General features: G+C 49.8%; 19 protein-coding genes. 5 read left to right on the top strand and 14 right to left on the bottom strand.

The window, feature by feature from the left end:
• Positions 1-35 precede the first annotated feature (35 nt).
• The 13 genes from Q4A14_RS02010 to Q4A14_RS02070 all read right to left on the bottom strand — a co-directional run bounded on the left by Q4A14_RS02010 (position 36) and on the right by Q4A14_RS02070 (position 10,168).
• A complete protein-coding gene (locus tag Q4A14_RS02010) occupies positions 36-893 on the bottom strand; it encodes a GLPGLI family protein (RefSeq protein WP_303169558.1) in 858 nt (285 codons plus the stop codon).
• 278 nt (positions 894-1,171) lie between these two features.
• The gene (locus Q4A14_RS02015; protein WP_368492351.1) at positions 1,172-1,612 is read right to left on the bottom strand and encodes a GLPGLI family protein; all 441 of its coding nucleotides are present in this window, start codon (positions 1,610-1,612) and stop codon (positions 1,172-1,174) included.
• Between the two features lie 503 nt (positions 1,613-2,115).
• Complete coding sequence (locus Q4A14_RS02020; RefSeq protein ID WP_303169559.1) at positions 2,116-2,952, bottom strand: GLPGLI family protein; 837 nt, start codon at positions 2,950-2,952, stop codon at positions 2,116-2,118.
• 21 nt (positions 2,953-2,973) lie between these two features.
• Complete coding sequence (locus tag Q4A14_RS02025; protein ID WP_303169560.1) at positions 2,974-3,195, bottom strand: hypothetical protein; 222 nt, start codon at positions 3,193-3,195, stop codon at positions 2,974-2,976.
• A 67-nt stretch (positions 3,196-3,262) separates the two neighbouring features.
• Positions 3,263-4,126, bottom strand: coding sequence for a GLPGLI family protein (locus tag Q4A14_RS02030; protein ID WP_303169561.1), 864 nt, complete (start codon positions 4,124-4,126; stop codon positions 3,263-3,265).
• 24 nt (positions 4,127-4,150) lie between these two features.
• A complete protein-coding gene (locus tag Q4A14_RS02035) occupies positions 4,151-4,477 on the bottom strand; it encodes a hypothetical protein (protein ID WP_303169563.1) in 327 nt (108 codons plus the stop codon).
• Positions 4,478-4,683: 206 nt separating this feature from the next.
• On the bottom strand, positions 4,684-5,610 hold the full coding sequence (locus Q4A14_RS02040; protein ID WP_303169564.1) for a 5'-nucleotidase: 927 nt from the start codon (positions 5,608-5,610) through the stop codon (positions 4,684-4,686).
• A gap of 84 nt (positions 5,611-5,694) precedes the next feature.
• Positions 5,695-6,069 carry a hypothetical protein gene (locus Q4A14_RS02045; RefSeq protein ID WP_303169566.1) on the bottom strand — a complete coding sequence of 125 codons (375 nt, stop codon included), beginning with the start codon at positions 6,067-6,069 and terminating at the stop codon, positions 5,695-5,697.
• A gap of 164 nt (positions 6,070-6,233) precedes the next feature.
• Complete coding sequence (locus Q4A14_RS02050) at positions 6,234-7,133, bottom strand: hypothetical protein (RefSeq protein WP_303169568.1); 900 nt, start codon at positions 7,131-7,133, stop codon at positions 6,234-6,236.
• Between the two features lie 31 nt (positions 7,134-7,164).
• Positions 7,165-7,851: a hypothetical protein gene (locus Q4A14_RS02055; protein WP_303169569.1), complete on the bottom strand. Its 687-nt coding sequence runs from the start codon at positions 7,849-7,851 to the stop codon at positions 7,165-7,167.
• Positions 7,852-7,920: 69 nt separating this feature from the next.
• A complete protein-coding gene (locus Q4A14_RS02060; RefSeq protein WP_303169571.1) occupies positions 7,921-8,364 on the bottom strand; it encodes a hypothetical protein in 444 nt (147 codons plus the stop codon).
• A 23-nt stretch (positions 8,365-8,387) separates the two neighbouring features.
• Complete coding sequence (locus tag Q4A14_RS02065; protein ID WP_303169572.1) at positions 8,388-8,870, bottom strand: RNA polymerase sigma factor; 483 nt, start codon at positions 8,868-8,870, stop codon at positions 8,388-8,390.
• Positions 8,871-8,980: 110 nt separating this feature from the next.
• Complete coding sequence (locus Q4A14_RS02070; RefSeq protein ID WP_303169573.1) at positions 8,981-10,168, bottom strand: dicarboxylate/amino acid:cation symporter; 1,188 nt, start codon at positions 10,166-10,168, stop codon at positions 8,981-8,983.
• A gap of 308 nt (positions 10,169-10,476) precedes the next feature.
• On the opposite strand from Q4A14_RS02070, the gene Q4A14_RS02075 reads away from it, so the two are divergent.
• Together Q4A14_RS02075 and Q4A14_RS02080 are read left to right on the top strand one after the other, a co-directional pair.
• Positions 10,477-11,211 carry a hypothetical protein gene (locus Q4A14_RS02075; protein WP_303169574.1) on the top strand — a complete coding sequence of 245 codons (735 nt, stop codon included), beginning with the start codon at positions 10,477-10,479 and terminating at the stop codon, positions 11,209-11,211.
• Entirely contained in the window at positions 11,148-11,789 is a 642-nt protein-coding gene (locus Q4A14_RS02080; RefSeq protein WP_303169575.1) for a glycosyltransferase, read from the top strand. Before Q4A14_RS02075 ends, Q4A14_RS02080 begins: the two co-directional genes overlap by 64 nt.
• Before the next feature lie 29 nt (positions 11,790-11,818).
• Here Q4A14_RS02080 and Q4A14_RS02085 read toward each other — a convergent pair whose 3' ends face one another.
• Positions 11,819-12,637, bottom strand: coding sequence for a hypothetical protein (locus Q4A14_RS02085; RefSeq protein WP_303169576.1), 819 nt, complete (start codon positions 12,635-12,637; stop codon positions 11,819-11,821).
• A gap of 209 nt (positions 12,638-12,846) precedes the next feature.
• Here Q4A14_RS02085 and Q4A14_RS02090 point away from each other — a divergent pair, with 209 nt between their 5' ends.
• The 3 genes from Q4A14_RS02090 to Q4A14_RS02100 all read left to right on the top strand — a co-directional run bounded on the left by Q4A14_RS02090 (position 12,847) and on the right by Q4A14_RS02100 (position 15,950).
• Positions 12,847-13,365, top strand: a complete 519-nt coding sequence (locus tag Q4A14_RS02090; RefSeq protein WP_303169577.1) for an isoprenylcysteine carboxyl methyltransferase family protein — start codon at positions 12,847-12,849, stop codon at positions 13,363-13,365.
• Positions 13,366-13,509: 144 nt separating this feature from the next.
• Positions 13,510-15,474 (top strand): heavy metal translocating P-type ATPase, encoded by a 1,965-nt coding sequence (locus Q4A14_RS02095; RefSeq protein ID WP_303169578.1) that lies wholly within the window; start codon positions 13,510-13,512, stop codon positions 15,472-15,474.
• 14 nt (positions 15,475-15,488) lie between these two features.
• Complete coding sequence (locus Q4A14_RS02100; RefSeq protein WP_303169579.1) at positions 15,489-15,950, top strand: Fur family transcriptional regulator; 462 nt, start codon at positions 15,489-15,491, stop codon at positions 15,948-15,950.
• Positions 15,951-16,150: the final 200 nt, after the last annotated feature.

Below are 16,150 nucleotides of genomic sequence, written 5' to 3' on the forward strand. Positions count from 1 at the left end.
TTCGTTTTGTCGGGATGTACATCTTGTGTGTAGGGTTACTTCTCTATGTCCACAAACTTGTTGCGAAGGTCTTCGCCCCTGAGTTCTTTGCCATCCTGATCCTGTATGGTGACCGTAGCCCCCGGGAAGATCATCTGGAAGAACTTCTGCATATCCGTGACATATAGTTGTAATAGCCTCCTCACCTTGCTTTTAGAGTCGTGCTTAACCTCTCCGAGGACGAGGTACTTCTCACAGTCGATCTTACTGTCCTGCTCATCCATGGGTGCAAACGAAGACAGCGAAAAGGAGTAGATGCCTTCGGCTTCGGAGGCTTCGACGATGAGGCCGGGCAGTCCCCAGAGTTTCCAAGGACCTGCAGGAGTGGGGACTTCGGGAGTGAACCATACTGTCCATACTCTACCGAAATAGTCGGCCGTAGCCTTGTGACATTTATAGCCACTCTTGGTCTCCGTTACACTATCGTCGATAACCCACTCGGGGCGGAGCATCTCTTCTTCGTACCTGTAATGGTCGAAGTTAAGGGAATGGGTGACGACCGATCGACCCGTCTCAAAGGACGAAAGGATGTGTATGTCCATACTACGGTTCGCGACCTTGTTGCTCTCCTGCTGAGCCTTGACTTGATCGTTGGTAGCCTCAAACACCGCATGCGTGATAGAGTCCTGAGTCATACTTGGCATACTGTAAAAGAACGACTTATCGGGATAGATCTCCAATGCCACGGGAAAGACCGGGATCTTCGCCTTGTCTTTGAGGCTCTCTGCACGGTAAGTACCTTTCATCTCATAGATAGCCTTGAAGACGGTGGTGGTAGTGCTCTGCGCTACCGATGTACCTCGTGTCGAGAGGGATAGGATGATTACAAGTAATGTAGTAAGTGTTGCTTTCATAGTGAAATTCCAAATTGTGTATGTGTTATATATCATAAAATCTTAAATACAGACAGTCTTACGAAGGTGGTCGAACGGCTCAGGAGCCACGTAGCATCTCATTCCTATGGATGGGAGCCGGACTGTCGTCCGTTGCTCGTCGGACGATAGTCTGGTAGGCTACAGACTCGTGTACGTCGTGCATCGGAATACATTTTGTAGTATCACCGACCTTTCAAGAGGTTGTACAAGAGGTGTTTGTGTTCTCAAAGACAACGGCATAGCTCAGGCAAAAACTTTTACTGCTCTATATTCACGATCTTGCTACGTATCTCTTCGGGTGTGAGAGACTTGCCCTCCCCATCTTCGAGGATCACCTTCTGTCCCGGGTAGCGCAACTTGAGGAACGCCGCCGGATCGCCGAAGTAGAGTTCGAGGAGCTTACGGATGTCCTTACGACTACCCTCCTTGACCTCCCCGATGGAGATGTACTTCTTGAAGCCCTCTTGACTCTCCTCAGGGTTCAGCTTTTCGAACGAAGAGAGAGAGAAAGCAAACAAGCCCTCTGCCTCTGTGGCTTCGACGATGAGACCGGGCAGTCCCCACAGCTTCCATGGTCCGGCTGGTGTAGGCACCTCAAGCGTGTACCATACTGTCCAGCGACGACCGAGGACAGTGGCAGTGGACGGTGGCAGGGATAACCGCTCTTGGTCTCGGTGACGGTGTCGTCGATCTGCCAGTCGATGTGCTCCATGGGCTCGGTGTAGGTGTGGTAATCGAAGTGGATGGCCTGGGTCACCTCCCTCTGCCCTGTGTCGAAAGTGCTTCGTATCATTACCTCCAGAGAACGGTTGTTCATCTTGAGGGCTTCGTGGATCGCCTTATGGGTATCCTGTGTCTCTTGAAGGGTCACAAAGAGGGTAGAGTCCGACGCAAGACGCGCCATATCGTAGAAGAAAGTCCTATCGGGATAGATCTCCAGCACCGTAGGCGCACTGCGCCCTCTCTGTGCCCACTCTCGGATGTAGTGTCCTTTGGTTTCGTAGATTGCCTTGAAGGCATCTTGAGCTTGTGCATATGCTCCCACGAAGCTCAGTAGTACGAGGATAAAAAGTAAATTTACTTTCGTTTTCATAGACTTATATATGATTTGTATCTTGGTTACAACCCCTTCAATGCTCCCTTGAGAGGCTTATGGCTCGTAAATAGTAAGCCTTAGGGATGATGCCGTAGGGTGTCCGGGCTATCTCTCTATGTTGACAAACTTATTGCGTACTTCTTCGGGAGTGAGAGTCTTGCCTTTAGTATCTTTAAGGACAAGTGTACCTCCGGGGTAGATCATGTTGAGGTAAGTGGCTGGATCGGCATGGTAGAGTTGGAGGAGCTTATGGATGTCCTTGCGCCTGCCCTCTTTGGCATCCCCCACAAGCAGGTATTTTCGACAATCCTCTCGACGATCTTCAGGTTTCAGTTGCTCGAACGAAGATAGGGAGAAGGCAAACAAGCCCTCTGCCTCTGTGGCTTCGACGATGAGCCCGGGCAGTCCCCAGAGCTTCCAAGGCCCTGCGGGCGTCGGCACTTCGGGCGTGTACCATACTGTCCAGCGACGACCAAGGATGGTGGCTGTGGCCAGGTGGCAGGGATAACCGCTCCTTGTCTCGGTGACGGTGTCGTCGATCTGCCAGTCGATCCGCTCCATGAGTTCGGTGTAGCTGTGATAGTCGAAGTGGATGACGTGGGTCACCGTCCTCTTGTTGGTCTCAAAATGAGTGTTGATCAGCATTTCGAGCGAAGGACTATTGTACTTGTTGCCCTCCTTCATCGCCAGATCGAAGTCATTACTTTTGTCGAACTCCATCCGAATGACGGAGTCCCTCGCAACAACGGTCATGTCATAGAAGAATGTCCTGTCAGGATAGATCTCCAGAGCCATTGGTGCCTTGTGTCCTTGCTCCGCCCATGCTCTTTTGTAGTGTCCTTTGGTTTCATAAATTACCTTGAAGGCATCTTGTGCTGTCGCTGCACCTCCTACCATGAATGCCAGGGCAAGAGGGATAAAAAGCTTGCTAAACTGTTTCATGAGGGATGTTTTTTGTTTGTATTACTTTTCGAGCTCGATGTACTCAAACTCTCTGGTGAATTCGGCGTTGGAGATAGACGAACCATTGAGATTCTTGAAGGCTATCTTCAACTCCGGGTTTTTCATCGCCAAGAACATCATAGGGTTGGTGATGTAGGTCTCAAGGACCTTGATCACCTTTTGCTTCGAGTCGGTGATTACTTCGCCTTCGACCATAAGCCCGGTCATATCGTTCTTCGCCATCTCGGGAGATATCTTTTATTTGTGTTTGACAATAGGTCTGTTGATAGGCTTAGGCATTAAAAAAATATCAGTCCTCGAGCTCGATGTACTCGAACTGTGTCGTAAACTCGGATTTGTCTATAGGAGCGCCATCAGGGTTACCGATGCGGATTTTTTTGTTTGGCTCTTTCATCGTCATGAAGACCATGGGATTGGAGATGTATGCTTCCAATAGCTTGAGCACCTTTGCCTTTGTATCCGTCTTTATGTCTCCTTTGAGCATATATTTGGTGACATCCTCCGTCATCATCTCGGGAGAGATCTTGCCGAAAGAGGTCATCTCGAAGGAGAACCTCCCACCGTCGTCCCTCGCGTCGACGATGAGACCGGGAAGCCCCCATAGTTTCCAAGGGCCTGCGGATGTAGGGATCTCCGGCGTGTACCAGACTGTCCACTTGCGACCAAGATATTTTGCTGTTGCCCGATGGCACTTATATCCGCTTTTGATCTCGGTGATGGTCTCATCTACCGTCCACTCGGGGCGAGCCAACTCTTCGTCATACCCATAATAATCTCTGAGTATCTCATGAGTTGTCGTGCGTTTGAGTTCGCCAAAGAGACTGCGGACAGTCATCTGCGGCCCTCCTGACTTGTACTTTCGTGCTACACTAAAGGCCATCATGGGGTCGTTTGTCTCGGAGAATACGGTTTTGGCAACAGAGTCTTTGAGCATCTTTGCATAGTTGTAGAAGTAAGACTTGTCTGCATGGATCTCAAGGGCACAGGGGTAAGTGACGCTGTCTTTGTTGAGCTCGTTTTTCTCTTCAAATACCGAAGTTCCCTTCTTGAACGAACACGAAGTGTCATAGAATGCTCTGAAAGTTTCTTGTGCCTTTGCGGTCATCAATGTCATCACACATATAGATGCGAATAGAAGAAATAACTGTCTCATAGGTCTCAGGATGTTTTGATGTATTTACTTTTCAATGTTTATGAATGTCTCTTTGAAGTCCTCTGTGGAGGCATCGATCAGCTCCGCAGGAGCGTCGGGGTTCTGCATGTTGTAGTAACCTATGGGATTCGAGATGTAATAACGCAGGAGTTTGATGACTTCCGCTTTGCCGGCTTTGATTTTCTTCCCAAAGATCAAGGTCGAAACATACCCACGTTTACTATCTTCGGGTCTCATCTTGGCATAGCTCCCATAGGTGTCATAGACGGCTCTATATATCTTCTGTGCCGATACGGTAAGGCAGCAGATGTGGAGCAAAAGCCACAGCAAGGGGATATGGATTGCTTTCATATTCATAGACTTGAGGATGATATCGCACCCAATTTATGAAAAAATATCGTGAAAAGAGGCAACTTTGAGTATTTTTGAGACTTCTCTCCCGATAAGGTCTGTGAGGGGAGCAAAAAAGGTGCCTACCTTGAGAGATCAAGGTAGGCACCTTAATTCATCAAGGTAGGCACGTTGATTTGTGGCCTTCTTTACTTTTGGGTCGGCGTTTACTTGTTGTCGTTGGTGATGCCGAATGGTATGTGTACGGCAGGGATGCGTCGGAGTCGGTCGAGATGCACCCTTTGGTCGTCAAAGAAGATGTGGGGATTGAGGATGTTGAGGATGCGGGATTTGTCGATACCCCCAAGGAAAAAGACCTCGTCTACCTCGACATCGAGACTCCGAAGAGTCGTCACCATTCTCTCGTGTGCAGGGGCGTTGCGTGCCGTGACTATGGCAGTCTTGAGGATACGGCGATAAGATTTGTCGGCATCGGCTTTGCTCTTCTCCAACTTTTGGAACGCCGATATCCGCTTGAGCAGTGTCCCGATAGGCCCTTGAGCCAAGGGTAGGGTGGCAAGCTCTTTTTCGTGACTCATGTAGTTGTCCAGCCCTCCGTCTTTGTATACCTTTTCGGAAGAGTCATCGGCGATCACTCCATCAAAGTCAAAAGCGAGTCTCAGTTCGTCATCGTCCTCTTCGTCGATGACTTCGCTATTGAGCACCATCCCGGCTGCATAGCCCATGCGGATAGCATCCTTGACATCGTCCATATTGGCAGAGAGGAAGAGGGCGGAGTTGAATGCCGGGAGGTATTGGTAGTTGCTCTTGCCCGATGAGAAGCACGCTCTGGATATGTTCAGTCCGTAGTGTTGGATAGATCGGAAAGCTCTCAGCCCTGTCTCGGGGCTGTTTTTGGAGAAGAGTACGACCTCTACGGGTTGTTCGTCCGGAAAGGAGTTGTTGAGACTCAACAGCCTCTTGATGAACGGAAAGGCAACTCCTTTCTCAAACGGTTTGTCTATGTACTTGGTTTGGTATTTGCGGTATTCGTCCTCCCCCTTGGCTTGGAATATGCTGTCGGAGTCAAGCATGTTGAACAACGCGCTTGACGATACGGCGATGACGAGTTTGTCTTCTATCGGATGGGGCATGGGCTGATAGTGTTCTTGAGTGGGGCTTGATATCTTCGGTCTGTGGCCTTCGATACCGTTGAGGTGCAGACTGCGTTGTGGGGTTTATCGAGTCTCTTCGTGAGGTTTGTTATCCTTATTGTCTATGACATCTTTCGGCCACATGTATTCTGCTTCGTAGAGGTATACATGAAGTGCCAAAAGGGGGAGACCTACGATGATGTACGATATAAAGAGTCCCCAAAAGATTGATTCTGTAAATCCCGAAAATAAGCTTTTGACAATAAAGAAGCTGAGCTGTGGCAAAAAGATAGAGAGGAGGAGGGTCAGATAGCTGCGTTTGCTCATACGGCGCACCCACCCTTGGGTCTTGCAGTTGGGGCAGGTGAGGGTATAGCCGGCGCGCGAAAAGAAGCCCCGGCGTGGGATCTCATGTCCGCAACATCCGCAGGTCGTCGTTGTCTTTGTTTTTGTGTCCATAGCCTGAATCGTTTGTCGGTTCTTTGGAAAGCGTTGACAGATAACTTTTTAATCTCGATGAATATGCAGACAAATATAGGCATTATCCAAGACAAAGGGGCGGTGCCAAACTCCAAGTTTTTGACACCGCCCCCTTGGGGAAGTATGTAGTGATTGATTATGAATCAAAATCCCAGCGTCACACCGATAGTGGTCATGCGTAGGTCGGGACCTTTGTCAGAGAGGAAGAGCGACTGTGGAGTATAGAGGATCTGGAGACCCAACCAGCCGTAGCCGATACCGCCTCCGACTTCGGGTAAAAAGTTGCGGAGGTTCTTGTTGCCATCGAAGTTTTCACGACCTGTCGTGCGAGACCAGGCTTTCATGCTCGATGCCGTAAGGATCTTGCCTGCTGCATAGCCATAGATGTAGAAGTTGGACAACCCGGGTATAGGTCTGAGGGTGAACCTTCCGTACATGTTGAAGTAAGTCGCACTGAGACGATCCTTGCCGAACGCTTCTCCCGCAAGGGGAGCAGTCTCTACGGTCTTGCCGGTGGCGTCACGGCGGAGTGTGTAGTCATCGAGGAGGTGTATCTTGTTGAAATCAAATGATGTACCGAGCGTAAATGTCATGGCTTTTTGCTTGTAGTTGATCGCAAAGAGCCCGAGCATAAAACGATGACTGCCTGTGGTGTTGAGGTGGTCGAGGTTGCCGCTGAACTGGAACCTGCTGAAGCCAAAGCCGAGCCCCGAAATGTCCACTCTGTATGATTTTTTGTTTTTGCCTTTTCTCTCTCTGGTTACGAAAGGTATCCTGATCTTGTCGAAAGAGAAGGTTTGCTCTTCGCGACGGCCAAGGTCATACGTCCCACGGAAGATCTGACGGGCGTTGATCGTGTCTCCTTCGGCATTGATGCGTCTCACGGTGACATTGAAGCGTTGTCCCTTTTCGTGCAGAGTGATGAGCTTGTCTTTGACTCTCACGGTAGTGTCCGGTGCGCATACCGATGCTTCGTTTGCAGATAGTGCAGCTGGGGCAAAAAGGCTTGCAATAAGCAGCCCTGCAGTTAGAAATCGTTTCATAATGATTAAGGTATTTCTATTGTGTGAGTTATTAGTATTCTTGTATTGATTCTTTCTTGGCTTGCTTGATAGCCTCCCGTACTTCATCCATCGCGGAGTGCAGCTCTTTCATGGCCTCTCGGACTTCCTTGTCTGTATATCTCTGTGCAAGACGTCTTTTGTCCGATGGGCGGTGCTTGCTTTCCCTGTTTTTCTTCGGCGAGGACTGCATACGGACTGCCCTTTTTTGCCTGATGATCGAGGAGATGCTTTTGCTGTCGATATTTCCCTGCATATAGGTGAGGACGATGTTGCTATTGTCCATATCGTAGCGATAGATGAGGTACGCCGACTCTTCGGGGGAGCGGTGCAGACGGTATGCTGCAGAGATGAGGTAGCCTTGGGCAAAGACCTCCTGTATATCATCCGCTATGGCTTTGTCACTCTCTATGGTTTCCTCCACGTCTTTGACGACCTCCTGTGTCGGAGTGTTGAGTTGCAGGATGACCACATGGGAGAGGCTGTCGAGACCGTATATCGCCCTGCCGATGAGTACGGAGCCTTTCAGATTGACGTATGTGGCGTTGGATTTTCGTGCATATTTCTTGAAGAGCGAGCCTATGGCAAAGTCGCTTGGGGATACACTTCCGTCCGTAGCAAAGGCAGGCAGTGCGAGCATGATCATGAGCGAAAAGAGCAAGGGGACTCTGATCAAGGTATGAAGTCTGTGTTGTGTCATATCTCAAAATAAGTTTGTTGGTACAATAATAGCCGACATCGATCGTCCTCTCCGGCAAAGGGCGACGCTCTACCACTCTATCTCATCGACAGGATCGTAGACGACCTCTGCAAGGAGCTCTTCGGCAAGGAGGACGGCTTCGTCTTCTGACTCTATGGCCTTTCCGGCCTGATAGCCGAGAGGAGATACAGGCAGGGTGTCTTCCGTCCCTATGGGCATCTTGACAAGGAGGGTGAGCATTGCGGCCGCTGCTACCGATCCCATGGTGATCCACCATACTTTGGAGCGAGAGATCTTGGACGAGTTTTGCTTTTGGGGAGCTTTGTCGTCGCTGATCGAGAGCCTTGCTGTCGCAGCACCATCGAGCATGAGCAGGATCGCACGTTCAGAGGCAGGGAGAGAGGACTCGTCCTTTTCTCTCAACATCCGGAGTAAAGCCTCTTCTTCGTGGGTCGAAGTCATACCGTCAAGGTACTTGTCGAGCAGGGTGGTGTATGTCGTATTTTCTTTCATTGCGATAGGTGTGTCGGATGGTGTTACATAAGAGGCAGGAGGTACTCTCGCAGTTGTCTGCGGGCACGGCTGAGGTGGTTGTGTACCGCATCTATGCGGAGGTTGAGGAGTTGGGCGATTTCTTCGTTGTCGAAGCCCCGGAGCTCATGTAGTTCGTAGACCCTTTTTCTCAGTTCGGGCAACGTCCCTATGGCCTCACGCAGGAGTTCGCTCAGTTCGTACCGACCCAACGTATCGTCGCATCTGTCGGCTGTGACGCTCTCGTCCAACGGCTGTGTCCGTGCCGACCTCAGGTCATCGATGATGAGATTGCGCAGTAGCGTGTGGCAGTAGGCAGGTAACGATCGCACCTCATCGAGTGTGTGGCGGGTCTGCCACAAGCGTACGAAGAGTTCGCTCACCGCATCCTCGGCCCGCATCTCATCGCCATCGTACATCGAGAGAGCTTTCCGCTGCAAGTCGGGACGCAATCCCGCAACCTCTATGATAAACCTCTTTTGTTCCATCGTTGTACTTATAAGACGAACGAGACAGGTCAAACCTATCACCGAGGGAAGATATTTTTTGTGTTTTTCTGAGGATTTGTTTTTAAGTCATTGATTTTAAGTAGATATGACTAATCTGTATAGGATACTTTTGTCGCAAGTTTGTTGCCCATGATGCGATTGACGACAAGTGCGATGGCACCGTCACCCGTGACATTGCAGGCTGTGCCGAAGCTATCCATGGCGATGTACAAGGCTATCATCAGAGCTTGTGTGGCTTCGTCAAAACCGAGCATGGACTGCAATATCCCCAGGCAGGCCATGATAGCACCACCCGGCACTCCCGGAGCTGCCACCATCGTCACCCCGAGCATGAGGATGAAGCCTATAAAGCTCCCAAACTCTATCGGCATCCCCAGCATCATCATCAAGGCAAGGGCACAAGCCACTATCTTCAAGGTGCTACCCGATAGGTGTATCGTTGCGCAGAGAGGTATGACAAATCCTGCTACGTCTTCGGGCACTCCGTTTTTCCTTGTCTGTTGGAGAGATACCGGTATCGTTGCTGCCGAAGACTGTGTGCCGAGGGCTGTGAAGTAAGCAGGAAGCATCGTTGCCAGGAGTCGGAAGGGATTGCGCTTCACTATCAGTCCTGCAATGACATACTGGAAGATGAGCAACCCTATATGGAGGACAAAGATAAGCCCGATGATCTTGACAAAGACCGAAAGGATCTCAAACACCTTTCCACTGAATGTCATGTCCAAAAAGATACCGAAGATATATATCGGCAACAGAGGTATGATCACCGCACCTATGGTCTTTGTGATGATGTCTTTGAAGTCCGAGCATGCTCCCTTGAGCGCGGTACTGCCTATCGAAGCCATCCCCAGACCAAGGACAAAGGCAAGCACGAGGGCGGTCATCACGTTCATCATGGCAGGTATGGAGACCGTAAAATATGGCTTCAACGCTTTGGCTCCGGCATCTATACTCTGTAGAGCTCCCGTCTCTATCAGGCGAGGGAAGCAGGTCACACTCATGCCGTAGGACAGAAGCCCTGACACCACCGTCGCTCCATAAGCTATCGCCACCGTGATGAGCAATATCCGTCCTGCCCTGTGTCCGATGTCGGCTATCGCCACCGATACGAGAGCAAGGATGATGAGGGGGATGATGAAGTTGAGAAACTCGCCAAAAAGGCCATTGATGGTAACAAAAATACGAACCATGCCTTCGGGCAAAAACTGTCCGAAGACGATGCCGAGCACAATGGCGATGATGATGCGAGGGAGCAGACCTATGCGTATCTTTTTCATATTTCGTAGGTTAATGTTTTTTTCTCCCCCAAAGATAGTATTTCTCACTTTTGGAGCAGACTTTTTTGACACAGTATTTATGCTCTCTCGGGCAATTCTCCTGCGAGGAACAGACTCAGGCATCGAGGATTTCGTCCCACAGTATTTGACGACTCTTTCAAGGGGTATAAAAAAGGTTGCCTACCTTGACGAATGAAGTTGTCTAACTTGATTCATCAAGGTAGGCACCTTGATTTAGAAGGTTCTATACCTGTTAAACTCCTTACCTTTGATTACCTTTGGTTCGAACGTTTTATCGAGATGGGACAATGAAAACAATCAGAATACTTTTTGCGACCATCTTCCAAAATGGAGGAGATGCCACAAGAGCCATAGAGATAGCAAAGGCTCTGAGAGATGCCTGCCCGGAAGATCTCGCCTATGAGATCATCTTTTTATCGAGAGGAAGCAGCTTCGAGTCAAAAGCAGAGGGTGAGGGGTTCTCTATATATCATGCCAAGCCGAATCTCGGGGGCATACAGTATCTTGAAGATTTCAAAAGCCGTTTTGGCGAACTCATCGGTGATGTCGGACTGGCAAGGGAAATCCTTCAGGGAGAGATAGAGGCTTACAGAGAGCTTCGTCCTGATATCCTGATCTATGGCTTTTGGCCGATAGGGAGTATTGCTCTGAGGGTGGCTATCCCTGAGACACCGGCCATAGGATTTTTTCCACTGCCTCTCACGGAGGATTTCCTCAAGACCGTCCGATGCTTCCCGAACGAGACACCTCAGTCTCGTCTCCCGAAAGGACTACAAAAAGTAATCTCTGCTTGTCTGCCACTTGCACTCAAAAAGCGTTCTCCTGCACTGAGACACAGTTGCATCCGGAAAGCCGCGGATTCATTGGGATGGGAGGGGTCCCTCTCATCAATATCTTCCACATGCTCGAGTCGGACATGTATCTGGTCAATGACTTTCCGGATTTCTACCCAACCAATTTGTTCGATGACAGAGTCATCTTTACGGGACCTGTATTTTCTCTCCCACAGTCAGCGGAAATAGATGATGTCGAAATATTGAGGATCCTCTCTTCCGTAAAACCAAAACTCCTCTGCACCCTTGGAACTTCGGGCAATAAAGAGGCTCTCTTTGAGGTGATCAAAATGCTCAATCTCAAAGATTGTCCGTGGAGTGCCGTTGTCTTGTGTCCTCCTGCGATATGTGACATCACGGAGGCAAGGCGTATATGTCATAATCCTGATGTCTACCTGACCGATGCCTTTGTCCCGGCTCCGGAAATAAATGCTCGTGTGGATGCCGTCGTATGTCATGGTGGGCAAGGGACACTGCAAACCGCCATACTTAGCGGAACTCCTCTTGTGGGTATGCCGACTCAGCCGGAACAACAAATGAATCTCCTGCATCTTGAGGATTATGGCATGGCTATAAACATCCCTCCTCGTAAATGGGAGGCCAAACGAATATGGGCGTCTGTGAACAAACTATTCTCAGATAGGAAATACAGGGAGGCTGCAATGCGTTTGAGAGAAAGAGCAGAGGAGCTCGACTCGCGAAAGATCATATCGGACACGATCTTGGCGTGTATCCGAAATGCTGTGGAGAGGAGAAAGGAAAAATAAGAAAGGGAAGGAGTGTCTCGTGAGGACCGTCAGCCCTTGTGAGCGCTCAGGATGCCTTCGATCTCGGCATCTTGGGTAGGTACGGGTACGAGATGATAGGTGTTGTAGCCCTTGCAAAGGATAGCAAGATACATCTCAGATACATGTATGCCGTAGTGCCTGCGGAGGATATAGGAGTAGAGGTTTTGCTGGAGGGTATAACGGACAAAGGAGGTATCATACTTATGGGAAAGAGGGCCCAATCCTTTGCAAGAGAAAGGTGTGGAGGTGATGGGGATGAAGTTGCCACAGTATTCGTAACCTATCTTTTCGCTACGCTTCCAGTCTATCATCACGAAGCGACCATGAGGCGATCTGAGGAGACAGTCCATGGTACCTGCCACTCCGTGATCTTCGTCGTAGATGCGCCACTCTGTACGGTAGATACTGTGGGCGTGTAGGAGAGGATGCTTGCAGAGAGACGAAAAGTAGGCCATCTCCGGAGCTATGCTTACACGTGTTTGTTGTCGCACCTCTTTGCCTTCGTAGACAAAGTCGTAAACATCCGAAGTGGGAAGTCCGAGGAACGTACGCTCGATCTGATCGTGCATGAATGTCCCGACTTCGCGAGCTATGGCACCCTTGGCATCCCATTGTTCGAGCAATAGTTCGGGAGAGATCCCGAGCCTCTGTGCCTTACGTCGGGCTGCGGCTTCCGAGTCAAATTCGGGGAAAAATGCCTTGATGACATTGCTGACGGATGTGAGTTGCTCTCCGTTGAAGATATAGGTGTGAGTATCCTCGTGAAAGAAGAGCTCTTTGTCACGAGCGTGAGCATTGGTGATATTATAGTCCTTGTGCGCAGTCATCGGTCGGGTATCTTTTGGAGATAAAAGTCTGTGGGGAAGCGTTCGGACTGCTTATCCGACAATCTGACTGCAAAGTTGCATATTTTTTTCTACAACTTCCCTTAAAAGACCTATATTTGCAGCGAACAATCAATCGCCTGCAGCTGTCAGCAGGCCCGGACATACGTTTGAAACAACCATTCAATCTTTTACAAAATCATTTCATAACGATGCAGTACATCATCATTACTTTTGCTGCTTTCTTTGCGTTGAGACTGGTATCCCTTTCATTCTCCATCCGCAACGAAAAGCGTTTGCTCCGACAGGGAGCGGTACAGTACGGCAAGGGCAACTCTCTGCTACTGACCCTTGCGCACATAGCTTACTACTTCGCAGCTCTGTACGAAGCCCATGTGTCGGGCAAGGTGTTCAACGACATTTCTGCCTGGGGCGTTGCCGTCATGGTGTTTGCCTATGCCATGCTCTTTTATGTCATGTACAAGTTGAGAGACATCTGGACGGTCAAGCTCTATATCGTGCCCAACCAAAGGCTTGAAAAGAGTTTCCTCTTCACCAAAGTACGTCATCCCAACTACTTCCTCAACATCGTTCCCGAACTCATAGGGGTAGCACTCCTCTGCAATGCTTGGTACACCCTCATCATAGGTTTGCCCCTCTACACCTGTCTCTTAGCTGTGCGCATCCGACAAGAAGAGGCTGCGATGAAGCACTTGTGGGAGAGAGCTTGAGAGGTGAGGGTATATAACCATATTTAGGTATTCTTGTGGCTTCAGTACTATATTGCAACTCGGTTGCAGGGGTTATTGCTTACATTTGCCATGTAGGTAATAACCCCTTATTTATTTGATAACACTAAAAAAACATATCGGACCATGAGTTGCAATAGTAACCATAATCACTCGGGCTGTGGCTGTGACTCCACGTGCCATGCAACGAAAGAGAGTCTGTCAAAAAGGGGCGAATACATCCGTCTCTCCATCGCCACAGCAATGCTCATCATCGGTATTGCTTTGGGCCGGAACGGATTTACATGCTGGGGTATATGTTGGTTGCCCAAGATGTGGTACCTTGTGGCTTATTTCCTTGTCGCATCGCCGATATTTGATGCTGCATGGGATCTTTTCAAGAGCGAAAAGTCGGTGTTCAATGAACTCACGCTCATGATCATCGCTACGATAGGCGCATTCTATATAGGGGAGTATCCCGAAGCTGTCACGCTGATGATACTCTACTGTATCGGAGAGATCCTCCAAGGTAAGGCAGTCGAAAAAGCCCGCAACAATATCAGAGACCTCATAGATCTGCGTCCCGATATCGTAAGGGTAGTACGTGCCGGGGCAGAGGTAGAGATACATCCCTCCGAAGTCAGGGTGGGAGAACTCCTGCGCCTGAAAGTGGGCGAGCGCGTCTCCCTTGACGGTACATTGACATCCGGCCATGCTACTCTCGACATGTCCGCACTCACGGGAGAGTCCAAGCCTTGTGATATCCTCGCAGGTCAGACCATCCTCGCAGGCTCCATAGTCCTCGGTACTCCGATAGAGATGGAGGCTTCCCGCCCCTATGCCGAGAGTACGCTTGCCAAGATACTCAAGCTGGTGGAGGAGTCTGTCGAACACAAGTCAAAGACCGAGACTTTCATCCGAAAGTTTGCGCGTATCTATACACCCATCGTTACACTCCTTGCTCTGCTCATCGTACTTGTCCCTTACCTGTGGTCGCTATGGGATACAGCCTTTTTCTATGATTTCCAAGATTGGTTTTACAGAGGACTTGTTTTCCTTGTGACATCATGCCCATGTGCGCTTGTTATAGGTGTGCCGTTGGCGTACTTTGCCGGGATCGGCAATGCCTCCAAGCACGGATTGCTCTTCAAAGGCAGTATCCACCTAGACAAGCTACGCAATATCAGGATCTTTGCTCTCGACAAGACCGGCACAGTGACCAAGGGCAGCTTTGATGTCACAGAAACTCTACTTGCAGAGGGCACGGACGAAAGCGTCTTCCGACTCCTTGTGGCGGTCGAAAGGCATAGCACTCACCCGATTGCTCAGACGATATGCAAGCATTTCGGACTTGACGAAAGTATAAAGGTCGAAGGAGTCGAAGAAGTTGCAGGCCTCGGGCTTAAAGCCCATACAACGTCGGGACAAGCCCTCCTTGTCGGTAGTCCCAAGATGATGAGCCTCCACGGGGTAGAGTTGCCCGAACGCTTCATCACCGATGTCCACACCTTTGTGGTCATTGCCATTGACGGTGTATGGAAAGGGGCAGTCATGCTCGATGATATGTACAAGGAAAATGGATCTCGAGCTCTCTCAGCTCTCCACAAGAGAGGAGTGGCAGATATCATCATCCTTTCCGGAGACAGACAAGAGATTGTGGATGTCGTGGCTGCCAAGGTAGGTGCCGATCGGGGCATAGGCGGACTCCTGCCACAGGATAAGGTGCGTGAGATGCAGGCTCTCATAGACCGAAAAGAAGGTTCGGTGGCTTTTGTGGGAGACGGTCTCAACGATGCTCCCGTCATGGCCATGAGCGACCTCAGCTTTGCCATGGGTGCCATAGGTAGTGATGCAGCCATCGAAGCCGCAGATGTGGTCATCCGGTTCGATGACCTCATGCGACTTCCTGCGGGTATGGATATATCTCGCTTCACACATAGGATTGTCCTACAGAATATTATATTTGCACTGACATTCAAGGTCATCATCATGGTCTTGGCTGCGGTGGGAATAGCTCCCCTCACCCTTGCCATCGTTGCTGACGTGGGGGTATCTCTCCTCGTCGTCCTCAACGCCATGAGAGTACTTAAGTTTAAGGTCGATAACCGATAAAACACCATAGAATCATGTGTGATCCATCTGACAGAAAAAGAGTCCTGAGCGCGGACGAACTCGCAGATCTTTTTGGGCAGGAAGGTGTACGTCCGACGGCTCTGCGCGAACTCATATACACGACCATTGCCCGGTCCGACGAAGCTCTCTCTCTCGGAGATATAGAGATACGTCTGTCCACGGTGGACAAAAGCACTATTTCCCGCACCTTGCACCTCCTTGAGACCGTGGGCGTCATTCACCATATCAATGACGGTTCCGGAGCAGTCAAGTATGCCGTATCTCAGATAGATACGGATGAGCCTCATAATGCGCCTCACGCGCACTTCTACTGCATCCGCTGTGGCAAGACCGTGTGTATCGATCATATACTGCCGCCTCCGATAGAACTCCCCAAGGGCTATACAGCTCAAGCCTTCAACATGATAGTGCGGGGGATCTGTCCCTCATGCAACGGAATCGCCCCTGTCGAGTGATATCCCATAAGATCTGAACGCTCCTCGGTCAAGAGGGATGAAAAAGGTTGTCTAACTTGACGCATCAAGTTAGACAACCTTTTTCAGCAAGTTAGACTCCTTAATTTCGAAGGTTCTATACCTTTCGCTCGAACCGTTGTAGGGAACGATACTGTCCTAAAAAAGTGTGTAAGCCCCATTAGTCCTTAACTTTGAGGTAA

Source organism: Porphyromonas sp., assembly GCF_030529325.1.
GTDB lineage: Bacteria > Bacteroidota > Bacteroidia > Bacteroidales > Porphyromonadaceae > Porphyromonas_A.